12 protein-coding genes are annotated in these 12,595 nt (G+C 70.6%); 5 read left to right on the top strand and 7 right to left on the bottom strand.

The annotated features are described in order from the left end of the window. Nucleotide 1: 1 nt before the first annotated feature. Nucleotides 2-1,045, bottom strand: coding sequence for a rod shape-determining protein (locus tag NRP21_RS09655; protein WP_257715983.1), 1,044 nt, complete (start codon nucleotides 1,043-1,045; stop codon nucleotides 2-4). Nucleotides 1,046-1,235: 190 nt separating this feature from the next. Between NRP21_RS09655 and NRP21_RS09650 the strand changes: the two genes are divergently transcribed. Together NRP21_RS09650 and NRP21_RS09645 are read left to right on the top strand one after the other, a co-directional pair. Next, on the top strand, nucleotides 1,236-1,478 hold the full coding sequence (locus NRP21_RS09650; RefSeq protein WP_209372321.1) for a hypothetical protein: 243 nt from the start codon (nucleotides 1,236-1,238) through the stop codon (nucleotides 1,476-1,478). Between the two features lie 169 nt (nucleotides 1,479-1,647). After that, on the top strand, nucleotides 1,648-2,739 hold the full coding sequence (locus NRP21_RS09645) for an amidohydrolase family protein (RefSeq protein ID WP_257715982.1): 1,092 nt from the start codon (nucleotides 1,648-1,650) through the stop codon (nucleotides 2,737-2,739). Between the two features lie 34 nt (nucleotides 2,740-2,773). Here the strand turns inward: NRP21_RS09645 and NRP21_RS09640 are convergent, their stop codons facing one another. Then, complete coding sequence (locus NRP21_RS09640; RefSeq protein ID WP_257715981.1) at nucleotides 2,774-4,360, bottom strand: 2-isopropylmalate synthase; 1,587 nt, start codon at nucleotides 4,358-4,360, stop codon at nucleotides 2,774-2,776. Between the two features lie 340 nt (nucleotides 4,361-4,700). On the opposite strand from NRP21_RS09640, the gene NRP21_RS09635 reads away from it, so the two are divergent. Beyond that, on the top strand, nucleotides 4,701-5,678 hold the full coding sequence (locus NRP21_RS09635; protein WP_257715980.1) for a CHAD domain-containing protein: 978 nt from the start codon (nucleotides 4,701-4,703) through the stop codon (nucleotides 5,676-5,678). Nucleotides 5,679-5,717: 39 nt separating this feature from the next. Here NRP21_RS09635 and ilvC read toward each other — a convergent pair whose 3' ends face one another. The 4 genes from ilvC to miaA are packed head-to-tail and all read right to left on the bottom strand — an operon-like array spanning nucleotide 5,718 to nucleotide 10,112. After that, nucleotides 5,718-6,734: a ketol-acid reductoisomerase gene (gene ilvC, locus NRP21_RS09630; protein WP_257715979.1), complete on the bottom strand. Its 1,017-nt coding sequence runs from the start codon at nucleotides 6,732-6,734 to the stop codon at nucleotides 5,718-5,720. Nucleotides 6,735-6,777: 43 nt separating this feature from the next. Then, nucleotides 6,778-7,293, bottom strand: a complete 516-nt coding sequence (gene ilvN, locus NRP21_RS09625; RefSeq protein ID WP_257715978.1) for an acetolactate synthase small subunit — start codon at nucleotides 7,291-7,293, stop codon at nucleotides 6,778-6,780. A gap of 2 nt (nucleotides 7,294-7,295) precedes the next feature. After that, nucleotides 7,296-9,089 (bottom strand): acetolactate synthase 3 large subunit, encoded by a 1,794-nt coding sequence (locus NRP21_RS09620; RefSeq protein WP_257715977.1) that lies wholly within the window; start codon nucleotides 9,087-9,089, stop codon nucleotides 7,296-7,298. Between the two features lie 60 nt (nucleotides 9,090-9,149). Continuing rightward, a complete protein-coding gene (gene miaA / locus NRP21_RS09615; RefSeq protein WP_257715976.1) occupies nucleotides 9,150-10,112 on the bottom strand; it encodes a tRNA (adenosine(37)-N6)-dimethylallyltransferase MiaA in 963 nt (320 codons plus the stop codon). A gap of 28 nt (nucleotides 10,113-10,140) precedes the next feature. On the opposite strand from miaA, the gene serB reads away from it, so the two are divergent. Then, nucleotides 10,141-11,034: a phosphoserine phosphatase SerB gene (serB, locus tag NRP21_RS09610; RefSeq protein WP_257715975.1), complete on the top strand. Its 894-nt coding sequence runs from the start codon at nucleotides 10,141-10,143 to the stop codon at nucleotides 11,032-11,034. Here the strand turns inward: serB and NRP21_RS09605 are convergent. Beyond that, nucleotides 11,004-11,726: an ArsR/SmtB family transcription factor gene (locus NRP21_RS09605; protein ID WP_257715974.1), complete on the bottom strand. Its 723-nt coding sequence runs from the start codon at nucleotides 11,724-11,726 to the stop codon at nucleotides 11,004-11,006. The two genes, serB and NRP21_RS09605, sit on opposite strands and share 31 nt — an antisense overlap. Before the next feature lie 122 nt (nucleotides 11,727-11,848). Between NRP21_RS09605 and NRP21_RS09600 the strand changes: the two genes are divergently transcribed. Then, nucleotides 11,849-12,592 (top strand): TSUP family transporter, encoded by a 744-nt coding sequence (locus NRP21_RS09600; protein WP_257715973.1) that lies wholly within the window; start codon nucleotides 11,849-11,851, stop codon nucleotides 12,590-12,592. Nucleotides 12,593-12,595 lie beyond the last annotated feature (3 nt).

Raw genomic sequence — 12,595 nt, 5'->3', positions numbered from 1 at the left:
GCTAGTACATCGAGGAGAGGACGTGGCGAAGCCGCTTCATTTCTTCCAGGGCGCGCCCTGTTCCAAGGGCAACGCAGGAGAGCGCCTCCTCGGCCACGCTGACCGGCAAGCCCGTTGCTTCCCGTAGAACGTTGTCGAGCCCGTAGAGCAGGGCCCCGCCACCGGTGAGCACAATCCCCTTGTCCACGATGTCGGCCGCCAGCTCCGGCGGGGTGTTCTCCAGAGCCACCTTCACCGCCTCCACGATCTGGGAGACGGGCTCGGCCAGACTCTCGGAGATCTGGCGCATGGAGACGTAGACCTCGCGCGGGACGCCGTTCATCAGGTCCCGGCCCTTCACCTCGGTGATCGGGCCCTCATCCCCGACTTCCGGGGCGGCGGCGGCGCCGATCTCCATCTTGATGCGTTCGGCCGTGCTCTCGCCGATCAGCAGGTTAAACTGGCGGCGAATGTAGGAGATGATGGCCTCGTCCATCTTGTCCCCGCCCACGCGGACGGAACGGGCATAGACGATGCCCCCGAGCGAGATCACCGCCACCTCGGTGGTGCCGCCGCCGATGTCCACGATCATGGAGCCGGAGGGCTCCGTCACGGGCAGGCCGGCGCCGATGGCGGCCGCCATGGGCTCCTCGATCAGCAGCACCTTCCGGGCGCCGGCGCTCTCCGCGCTCTCCTGGATGGCCCGGCGCTCCACGGCGGTGGAGCCGGAGGGGACGCAGACGATGATCATCGGCGAGGCGAAGCTGCGCCGGTTGTGCACCTTGCGGATGAAGTGCTTGATCATCTCCTCCGCGACCTCGAAGTCGGCGATCACGCCGTCCCGTAGGGGCCGGATGGCGGCGATATTGCCGGGGGTGCGGCCGAGCATGTGCTTCGCCTCCTCCCCCACCGCCAGAACCTGCTTGCGGCCACGGATATCGGCGATGGCCACGACCGACGGCTCGTTCAGGACGATGCCCCGGCCCTTTACGTAGACCAGGGTGTTCGCGGTGCCGAGGTCGATGGCCATGTCGGCGGAGAGGAAGCCGAACAGGCGGGAGAACATGCGGATCGGACCTCGGATCTGAGCGGGGAATGGATCAGCCGGCCGCCTGGGGCCGGGCGCGGAGGTCACTAGCCCCAAGGGAGGGGCCGCTCAAGCCGGAAACGCCCGACACCCCGCGCATGACGGATCCGCAACCGGCCCGGGGCATCCGCGTTCAGGACGCACAGTTGAAACAACGGGAAAGCCGACCATGCGCAAGACCTCCCTCGCCCTTCTCGCCATCGCCGGCCTCAGCCTCGGCGCCTGCGGCTACAGCACCGGTGACCGCGCGGTTTCCGGTGGCCTTCTCGGCGCCGGCGCTGGCGCTGGCGTGGCGGCGATCACCGGCGGCAACGCCGGCACAGGCGCCCTGATCGGCGGCGGCGCCGGTGCCCTCGGCGGCGCGCTGACCAGCGGCAACGATATCAACCTCGGCCGCCCCGTCTGGCGCTGAGGCTGGTTCCCGCCCCCCCTTGCGGGGGCGTGACGAGGAAGGGCGTCCCTCCGGGGGCGCCCTTTTTCGTTGCAGGCAGGTTCCGGGATTGCGCGGCCCCGGCGCGCCGGCGTTCCATTGCCCTGCGACTCCGCCGGGACAGGCGGGCGCAAGGGGTGGGAGCGGGACCATGCTGAACCTTCGCTGCGAGCCAACGGGCCATCAGGGGGGTGCCTGCGGCTGCGCCCTGCCGCGCCGGGGCCTGATCCGCGGCGCCCTGGCGGCCGGAGCCGCCGCCATGTTGCCGGTACCCGCCCCCGCCCAGGCCCCCTCGCCCGCCGCCGCCATTCCCCGGCGCCGCCGAATCGATGTGCACCACCACCTGACCCCGCCCGCCTACAGGGACGCGGCGCTGCGCCGAATGGACCTGGTTCCCGTGCAGCGGGACTGGACGCCGGAGCGTACGATCGCGGACATGGATGCCGCCGGGATCGACGTGGCCATGCTCTCGGTCACCACCCCTGGCCTGGGCATGGCGGAGGGCGAGGAGCGACGCCGCCTGGCCCGTGCCTGCAACGAGTATGCGGCGGAGCTGATGCAGCGCTACCCCGGCCGCTTCGGTTCCTTCGCCGCCCTGCCCCTGCCGGACGTGGAGGGCAGCCTGGCCGAGGCCGCCTATGCGCTGGACGTGCTGAAGGCGGATGGCGTGCTGCTCTTCACCAGCTACGAGGGGAAGTGGCTGGGCGACTCGCTCTTCCACCCCCTCTACGAGGAGCTGAACCGCCGCCAGGCGGTCGCGGCCACCCACCCCACCTCGGCCCCCTGCTGTACGAACCTCCAGATGCCGCTCTACCCGGACCCGCTGATCGAGTTCGGCACGGACACGACCCGGACCATCGGCAGCCTTCTCTTCAGCGGCACGGCGAAGCGGTTCCCGGATATCCGCTTCATCTTCTCCCATGCCGGGGGAACGGCGCCCTTCCTGATCGAGCGGTTCGAGTTCCAGGCCCGCATCCCCGCCTCCGGCGCGCAGCTGGCGGGCGGGGTGCGGCCGGCGCTCGGCCGGTTCCTTTACGATACGGCGCAGGCGGCCAACCCCGTGGCGATGGGCGGGCTGCTGAAGGTGGTGCCCGCCAGCCAAGTGGTGCTGGGGACGGACTTCCCCTACCGCACCAGCGCGGAGCAGGTGCAAGGCCTCGCCGGGCTCGGGCTGGACGAGGAGACCATCCGCCGGATCGAGAGCGGCAATGCGGAGGCCCTGATCCCCCGGCTGAGGGCGTAGCGGCCGCGCCTGCGGGGGCGCGGCCGCGCGCCGGTCAGGCGGCCGGGGCGGCCATTTCCGCCGGTGCCGTGCGCTCGCGCTTCACCAGCAGCTTGTTCAGCGCGTGGACATAGGCGCGGGCGGAGGCGACGATGGTGTCGGTATCCGCCCCCTGCCCGTCCACCAGCTTGCCGTGCTCCTCGAAGCGAACGGTCACACGTGCCTGCGCATCGGTGCCGCCCGTGACGGACTGCACGGCGTAGAGCTTCAGCTGGACATCGTGCGGGAAGGCGGCACGGATAGCGTTGAAGGTGGCGTCCACCGCGCCATCGCCGCCCGCGATGCCTTCCACTTCCTCGCCGTCGATCTCCAGCTTCAGGGAGGCCATGGGGCGGGAGTTGATGCCGGAAGTGACGGTCAGTGCCGTGATCTTCACCCGGTCGTTCTGGCGGACCACCTCGTCATCCACCAGGGCAGAGACGTCCTCGTCGTAGACCACCTTCTTACGGTCGGCGAGGTCCTTGAAGCGGCGGAACGCGTCGTTCAGGGCGTTGTCGCCCAGCTCATAGCCCAGGGCCTTCAGTTTGTCGCGGAAGGCCGCGCGGCCGGAATGCTTGCCGAGCACCAGGGAGTTCGTGGTCCAGCCCACGCTCTCCGGCGTCATGATCTCGTAGGTGGAGGCATCCTTCAGAACGCCGTCCTGGTGGATTCCGGATTCATGCGCGAAGGCGTTGCGGCCAACGATCGCCTTGTTCGGCTGCACGTCGAAGCCGGTGATGGTGGCCAGCAGGCGGGAGGTCCGAAGGATATTCGGCGTCTGGATGTTCGTGGTGCGGGAGATGGCGTTGCCGCGCGTGCGCAGCGCCATCGCCACTTCCTCCAGCGCGGCATTGCCGGCGCGCTCGCCGATGCCGTTGATGGTGCACTCCACCTGCCGGGCGCCGGCGCGTATGGCGGCGATGGTGTTCGCCACCGCCAGGCCCAGATCGTTGTGATTATGGGTGGAGAATATTACGCCATCCGCGCCCGGCACGCGCTCCCGCACCATCGTGAAGATGCGCGTCATGTCCTCCGGCAGCGCGTAGCCGACCGTGTCGGGGATGTTGATGGTGGTGGCGCCGGCCTTGATCGCAGCCTCAACGCAGCGGCACAGGAAGTCCAGGTCGGTCCGGCTGCCATCCTCGGCGGACCATTCCACGTCGTCCGTGTGGTTGCGAGCCAGGGTCACGCTGCGGGTGACGGCGGCCAGCACCTCCTCGTTGGACATGCGCAGCTTCACGCGCATGTGCAACTCACTGGTGGAGATGAAGGTGTGGATGCGGCCGCGCCCGGCGGGCTTAATGGCCTCGGCGGCGCGCAGGATGTCCGCATCGGCGGAACGGGCCAGGCCGCAGATCACCGGACCATCCTTGGAGAAGCGCTGCGCGATGGAGCGGACGCTGTCGAAATCGCCGGGGCTGGCGATGGGGAAGCCGGCCTCCAGCACGTCCGCGCCGAGCTCGGCCAGGCTTTCCGCCATGCGCAGCTTCTCCTCCAGGTTCATGGAGAAGCCGGGGGACTGCTCGCCGTCGCGCAGCGTGGTGTCGAAAATGATGACGCGGTCGTCGGCCATGTTGCCGAAGCTGGGATGATTCTGGGCCATGTGGGCCGTTCCTTCGATTGCCGTGTGGTCGTCAGGCGGGCGCAGGGCCCGGGGAACCCCCTGAGCGATGCCGGCCTGTCAGCCGCGCGTCACGCCCAGGGGCGGCGAAGTCGAAGAAGGAGCGGAAGAAGGGCGATCGCCGGGCGCGCGAGGCCACCGGCCGGAAGACCGGTGCGGATGGGCGCGAAACGGGCGGGGCTCGCCTGCATGGCCCGCACACTAGGCGGTGTGCCGGGCCCGGGCAAGCGGCGTCCCGCCTTGATGGCGAAGCTGTCAACACCAACATGGCCGTCCCTTCCGCACCCGCCATGCAGCCCCTGCCAAGAGGAAGCCAGCGACCATGCCGACCGATGGGCCGAAAACCGAATCCGTCCCGCCCGACGCGCTCGGCGACGGGCCGGGCCCGGCCCCTCGGCCGGAGTTGCCGCACGCAACGGACTGGTCGGCAAAGGCCACGGCCGGGGAAGCCTTCTGCCACATGGTGAAGGCAACCCTCGCCTCGCTCGCCGCCCACCGCCCGGCCGCGGTGGCGGGGGAGCCGGAGGGCGTGCACCAGATGCGCGTGGCCACCCGGCGCCTGCGGGCCATCATCTCCACCTTCCATCCCGGCCTGCCCGAGGAGGCTGAGGCCCGCTTCAACGCCGGCCTGCGGCGCCTGGGCCAGGTTCTCGGCGAAGCGCGGGACTGGGACGTGTTCATCACCCAGATCCTGCCCGCCGCCGCGGTTGACGGCCTGAGGATCCACGATCTCGCGCGGCTGGAGGAGGCGGCGAGCCGCGCCCGCGCCGCCGCCCAGTCCTCGCTTCGCGCGGCGGTGAGCGGCCCAGCCTTCACCAACACGATCGAGAGCCTTTCCGCCTGGGCGGAGGATGCGGCCGACCCCTCCTCGCCGCAGGGGCACGGCAAGCTGGCGCGCCAGGCCCGCAAGCTGGCGCCCCGGCTGCAGGAGCGGCTGGCGCGCACGGTGCGGCGGCGCGGCCGCCACATCCGCCGGCGGTCCGAGACGGAGCTGCACGACCTGCGGAAGGCGCTGAAGAAGCTGCGCTACGGGGTGGAACTGCTCGCGCCTCTGCACGAGAGCGGCCGCAAGACCTTCCGCCGGGCCTGCCAGAGCCTGCAGGAGGAGCTGGGCGCGCTGAACGACGCCGTGATGGCCGCCGAGCTGACCCGGCGGCTGGAGAGCGAGGACCCGTCCCTCGCGCCGCAGGGAAAGATGCTGCGGGCCTGGGCACGGAAGCGGCGCGAGCGCGCGATGGAGGCAACGCCCGCGGCCTGGCGCTCCTTCAAGGAAGTGGAGCTGCCGCAACTGGCGGCGTGAGGCGGACGGGGCGGCGGTTGAGCCGCCGCCCCCACCCGGTCAGTTCTTGGCCTGATCGACGAGCTGGTTCTTCTTGATCCAGGGCATCATGGCGCGAAGGCGCTCACCCACCTGCTCGATCTCGTGCTGGGCCAGCTTGCGGCGCGTGGCCTTGAAGCTGGCCTGGTTCACCTTGTTCTCCAGCATCCAGTCGCGGGCGAACTTGCCAGTCTGGATGTCCTCCAGCACCTTCTTCATCTCCGCCTTGGTCTGCGAGGTCACGATGCGCGGGCCCGTGACATACTCGCCGTACTCGGCGGTGTTGGAGATGGAGTAGTTCATGTTGGCGATGCCGCCCTCGTAGATGAGGTCGACGATCAGCTTCACTTCGTGCAGGCACTCGAAATAGGCCATCTCCGGCGCGTAGCCGGCCTCGACCAGCGTCTCGAAGCCCGCCTTGATCAGCTCCACCAGGCCACCGCAGAGAACCGCCTGCTCGCCGAACAGGTCGGTCTCGCACTCCTCCTTGAAGGTCGTCTCGATCACGCCAGAACGGCCGCCGCCGATGGCGGAGGCGTAGGAGAGCGCGATCTCCATGCCATTGCCGGACGGATTCTGATGGACGGCCACGAGGCAGGGAACGCCGCCGCCCTTCTGGTACTCACCGCGCACCGTGTGGCCAGGGCCCTTCGGCGCGATCATGAACACGTCGATGTCCGAACGCGGGTCGAGCAGGTTGAAGTGCACGTTAAGGCCGTGCGCGAAGGCCAGCGCCGCGCCCTCCTTCAGGTTGTCGTGCAGGTGCTCGCGGTACAGGTCACCCTGGCCCTCGTCCGGCGTCAGCACCATCACCACGTCCGCCCACTTCGCGGCATCGGCCGGGGACATCACCTTGAAGCCCGCCGCCTCGGCCTTCTTCGCGGAGCCGCCGGGGCGCAGGCCGATCACCACGTCCTTCACGCCGGAATCGCGCATGTTCATCGCGTGGGCATGGCCCTGGCTGCCGAAGCCGATGACCGCGACCTTCTTGGCCTTGATCAGGTTCACGTCCGCGTCGCGGTCATAATAAACGCGCATTCCAGTTTCCCCTCTGGGTCTCAGTGCAAGTTACGCGGCCGGGCTAAGCAGCCAAACTGCGGGTCCCGCGCGCGATGGCGACGGCGCCCGTGCGGGACACCTCCGCCAGTCCCAGCGGCCGCATCAGCGCCACGAAGGCGTCGATCTTCTCGGCTGCGCCGGTCATCTCGAAGGTCGCGCTCTCGTGGCTGGCATCCACCACGCGGGCGCGGAAGGCGTCGCCCAGGCGCAGCGCCTCCATGCGGGCCTCGCCGCGGCCGACGACCTTGATCAGCGCCAGCTCCCGCGTCAGGTGCGGCCCTTCCAGGGAGAGGTCGGAAACCTTGTGCACGGGCACCAGCCGGTCGAGCTGCGCCTTGATCTGCTCGATGATCATGTCCGTGCCGGTCGTGACGACGGTGATGCGGGACAGCCGCCGCTCCTCATCCACGGGGGCCACCGTCAGGCTCTCGATGTTATAGCCGCGGCCGGAGAAGAGGCCGATGACGCGCGCGAGCACGCCCGCCTCGTTCTCCACCAGCACGGCGATGGTCGCCGTGCGCTGAATCGTGTCGGACATGGTCAGACCAGCACCTTGCCTTCGTCCGTCACGCCCGCGACACCGCCCGTCTGCCCGGCGCCGAGGATCATCTCGTTGTGCGCGGCGCCGGAGGGGATCATCGGGAAGACATTCTCCTTCTGGTCCACTGCGATATCGGCGATCACGGGGCCGGGATGCGCGATCATCTCGCGGATCACCTCGTCCAGGTGGCTCGCATCCGTCGCGCGAAGCCCGCGCGCGTGGAAGCTCTCCGCCAGCTTCACGAAGTCCGGCAGCGCGGCCGAATAGCTCTCGGAGTAGCGGGAGCCGTGCAGCAGCTCCTGCCACTGGCGCACCATGCCCATGTACTCGTTGTTCAGGATGAAGACCTTCACGGGCAGCCGGTACTGCGCCAGTGTCCCCATCTCCTGAATGTTCATCAGGATGGAAGCCTCGCCCGCGATATCGATCACCAGCGCGTCCGGGTGGGCGATCTGCACGCCGGCGGCGGCCGGAAGCCCATAGCCCATCGTGCCCAGCCCGCCCGAGGTCATCCAGCGGTTCGGCTTCTCGAAGCCAAAGTACTGGGCGGCCCACATCTGGTGCTGGCCGACCTCCGTGGAGATGAAGGTCTCGCGCCCGCTCTCGCGCGTCAGCTCGTACAGGCGCTTCACCGCGTGCTGCGGCTTAATGATGGAGCCGGTCTGCTCGTAGCGCAGGCAGTCCTTCGCGCGCCACTCGTCGATCCGCTTCCACCAGTTCGCCAGCGCCTCGCGGTCCTGCTCGGCGTCATCAGCTTTCCAGGCCTCGATGAGCGCGCGCAGCACGGCGGCGGCATCGCCGACGACAGGCACGTCCACCTTGACGTTCTTGTTGATGTTGGACGGGTCGATATCCGCGTGGATCTTCTTTGAGTCCGGCGAGAAGGCGTTCAGCCGCCCCGTCACCCGGTCGTCGAAGCGCGCGCCGATGTTGAACATCACGTCGCAGCCGTGCATGGCCAGGTTCGCCTCGACCGTGCCGTGCATGCCGAGCATGCCGATGAAGCGCGGATCGCTGGCGGGGAAGACGCCGAGGCCCATCAGCGTGTTCGTGCACGGCATGTTCGCCATCCGCACGAATTCCGTCAGCAGCTCGCTCGCTTCCGGCCCGGCATTCACCACCCCGCCCCCGGCATAGACCACCGGGCGCTTGGCGCCCTTCAGCAGCGCCACCGTGCGGCGGATGGATTCAGCATCCGGCCGGGTCTGCGGGCGGTAGGAACGGTGCTCCTCGCGCGGCGCCTCCTCGTAGTTGCCGTGCGCCAGCAGAATGTCCTTCGGCAGGTCGATCACCACCGGGCCGGGGCGGCCGGAGCGCGCCACGTAGAAGGCGTCGTGCACCGTGCGGGCGAGGTCGCCGATGCGCTTGACGAGGTAGTTGTGCTTCGTCGCCGGCCGCGTGATGCCGGTGGTGTCCGCCTCCTGGAAGGCGTCGTTGCCGATCAGGTGGGTCGGCACCTGCCCGGTCAGGCAGACGATCGGGATCGAGTCCAGCAGCGCGTCCACCAACCCCGTCACGGCATTGGTGGCGCCGGGGCCGGAGGTGACGAGCACGCAGCCAACCTTGCCGGTGGAGCGCGCATAGCCCTCGGCGGCGTGCACCGCCGCCTGCTCGTGCCGGACCAGGATGTGGCGGATGGCGTTCTGCTGGAACAGCGCGTCGTAGATCGGAAGGACCGCGCCGCCGGGATAGCCGAAAATGACCTCTACGCCCTGCTCCTTGAGCGCGCGGAGGACGATTTCCGCGCCCGTGAGGGTGCGGGAGTCACTCTGGGCCGGAGCAGTGGCGGACATGCGGCTTTTCCCCTGGGAAAGTTTCGCGGGTGGGTGATCTACGGGGGGCACATCACTCCGTCAACCGCCCATTTTCATCAATGACAAGATTTCAGCGGCATGACTTTCCGAAAATTGCTTCTCACCCTCGATTCGCGCATTGATGATATGCGTGAGGCTCGGGTCAGCCAGGGGCTGGTGCCGGAACCAAGTGGCCTGCCGCTTCGTGTACTGCCCGATGGCCAGCGTCGCGCGCCGCCCTGCCTCCTCCAGCGAGAGCCGTCCGTCCAGCACTGCCGAAAGTTCTGGCACGCCGTGCGCGCGCATGGCCGGCAGCGCCGGATCGAGCCCCAGGGCTCGCAGCGCGCGCACCTCCTCCATGGCCCCGGCACGCAGCATGGCGGCCCAGCGGTTCGAGATGGCCGCCCGCAGCATGTCGCGCGGCGGATCGATCAGCACCGCCCGGAACGCGTAGGGCGCCGGGCCGGTCGCGGGCGCCTGCGCCTGCCACGCGGCGATGCCGCGCCCCGTCGCGCGCCACACCTCCCAGGCGCGGGCGAGCCGCTGGCTGTCGCTTGGCCGCAGGCGCGCGGCGCTGTCAGGATCGGCGGCCAGGAGCCGCGCGTGCAGCGCAGCCGGCCCTTCCTCGGCCAGCAGGTTCCGCGCCTCCTCCCGCGCCCAGTCGGGGATGGCCGGCATTTCCGAGAGCCCGACGGTGAGGGAACGGAAATACAGCCCCGTGCCGCCGCACAGGATGGGCAGCAGCCCCGCCGCCCGCGCCCTCTCCATCTCTGCCAGCGCCGCCTCCCGCCACCAGGCGACGGAGGCGGCCGAGGCGGCGGGATGCACGCCGTACAGGGCGTGCGGCGCCCTCGCCTCCTCCTCCGGGCTCGGCCGGGCGGTCAGCACCCGCAATTCCCGGTAGACCTGCATCGAGTCGGCATTGATCACCACCCCGCCCAGGCGGCGGGCCAGCCCCAGGGCCAGGGCGGACTTGCCGGACGCGGTGGGTCCGGCGATCAGAACGGCTTCAGGTTGCTCCATCGCGGGTCCGGGGGCATGAACCCGGCCCATGTCGCACGTCCTCACCCTCGTCGCACCCCCGGGCCGGCTCTCGGCCGAGGCGATCGCACCGGTCCGCACCACGCTCCACGCTCTGGGTGCCGATCTCGGTGCCCTGGACTGGCTGTCGGAGGGCGAGGCGGCGGACCTGCCCTTCACCCTCCTCAACCCCGACCAGGCCACCGCCGCCGCCCGCACGGCGCTGGGCGAGGCGCCGGTGGATGCCATCGCGCAGCCCGCCGAGGGCCGCCGCAAGCGCCTCCTCATCGCCGACATGGACAGCACCATCGTGACCAGCGAGACGCTGGACGAGCTGGCCGCCTATGCCGGGCTGAAGGACAGGGTGGCGGAGATCACCCGCCGCAGCATGAACGGGGAGCTGGACTTCGCCGCCGCCCTGCGGGAGCGGGTGGCCATGCTGAAGGGCCTCCCTCTCGGCGCGCTGGAGGAGACCTGGAAGCAGACCCACCTCATGCCCGGCGCAAAGGCCCTGGTTCAGACCATGTCCGCCAACGGCGCCCACTGCGCCCTGGCGTCCGGCGGCTTCACCTACTTCACCGGCCGCGTCATGGCGCTCTGCGGGTTCCAGAGCCACCACTCCAACGTGCTGGTGGATAACGGCAAGGTCCTGGCCGGGCGCGTGGAGGAGCCGATCTTCGACCGGGAGGCGAAGCTCGCCACCCTCACCCGGCTTGCGGCCGAGAAGGGCTTGCCCATGGCCGCCACCATGGCCGTGGGCGACGGCGCGAACGACCTGGCGATGATCGGCGCTGCGGGGCTGGGCATCGCCTACCACGCCAAGCCGATCGTGGCCGCGGCGGCGCGGGCACGGGTGGACCACAACGACCTTCGCGCCCTTCTCTTCGTGCAGGGCTACCGGGCGGCCGAGATCGTGGAGGACTGATCCGCCACGCGGTCCAGCCCGAAGGCTTGACGAAGCCCCAGGCGACCGGCCGGCGTCACGTCCAGCGCGCGGGAGCCTGGGACCCGCCGCATCCAGCCCAGATCCAGGCAGCGACTGCACAGCGCCGCCCCCAGCGCGCCGGCCAGGTGCGGGCGGCGCTCGCTCCAATCCAGGCAGGGGCGGCAGAAGGGGCGGCCGCGCGCTTCCGGCACGGCCACGCCCAGCCCGCGCAGGAAACACGCGCCATCATCCGTCAGCGCGCCACCGTCGGCCGAGAGCTGGATCTGCCCGCGCGAAACCATCGCGTCGGCCATGCCCACGGCCAGGCGCCCGGCCAAGTGGTCGTAGCAGGTGCGGGCCTCGCGCAGCGCGGCGTCGCGCGGGCCGGTCCTGGGCGCGCACCGGAGCTCCGGGCGCATGGCGGAGAGCGCCATCAGCCCCTCCAGCACCCGGGCCACCTCCGGCGAGGCGAGGCGGTGGTAGCGGTGCCGCCCCTGGCGCTCCACGGCCAGTAGCCCCGCCTCCAGCAGCCGCGCCAGGTGCCCGCTGGCCGTGGTGGGCGCGACCCCCGCCACGGTCGCCAGTTCCCCCGCCGTCAGCGCCCGGCCGTCCATCAGCGCGCCGAGCATGGCCACGCGCGCCGGCTCTCCCAGCGCGGCGGCCGTCTCGGCAAGGGCAGCGGTAGTGACCATGGCGCGTTCCCGATCCTCCCGCTGCCGGATACCTCCCCCGTCCGGCCCATGCTACGGCGAGAGCCGAAGCATCCCGCGGCGGTCCTGGCGCAGCGTGACGGGACGCCGCTGGGGGATACGCCTTGGACATCACGCTGATCGCCATCGCCACGGTCACCTTCACCCTGGCGGGCTTCGTGAAGGGCGTGATCGGGCTGGGGCTGCCCACCGTCGCCATGGGGGTGCTCGGCTCGCTCATCCTGCCGGCACAGGCGGCGGCGCTGCTGCTCTTCCCCACCATCGTCACGAACATCTGGCAGATGGCGAGCGGGCCGGGGCTCGGCCCGCTGCTGCGGCGCCTCTGGCCGCTGCTCCTCGCGGCCGGGGTGGGCACCTGGCTCGCCTCGGGCCTGATCACCGGCGGGAATCCGCGGCTCGCCCTGGCCGGGCTCGGGGCGGCGCTGATCGCCAATGCCGCCATCGGGCTGCGCCCCCGCCCCTTCCCGCGCCTGCCGCCCCGGCATGAGGCCTGGGCCGGGCCGCTGGCCGGCGCCGCCACCGGGATCGTCACCGGGGCCACGGGCGTCTCCGTGATTCCCGTCGCTCCCTATCTCGGCTCGCTCGGCCTTCCGCGGGACGAGATGGTGCAGGCGCTCGGCCTCGCCTTCACCGTCACCATGGTCGGCCTCGCCAGCGCCCTGGGCAGTGCCGGGGTCTTCGACGCAAGGCTGGCCGGCGCCTCCGCCCTTTGCCTCATCCCCGCTATGGCCGGGATGGCGCTGGGCAACGCCGCGCGGAAGCGGATCAGCCCGGAGGCCTTCCGCCGCTGGTTCTACTTCGGGCTCCTCGCCCTCGGCGCCCAGCTCCTCGCGCGCGGCTTCGGCTGACCC

It is taken from the genome of Roseomonas populi (assembly GCF_024594815.1).
Taxonomy (GTDB): Bacteria; Pseudomonadota; Alphaproteobacteria; order Acetobacterales; family Acetobacteraceae; genus Roseomonas; species Roseomonas populi.
Note: the sequence above shows the minus strand (reverse complement) of the source record. Positions and strands in the feature narration are given on the sequence as shown.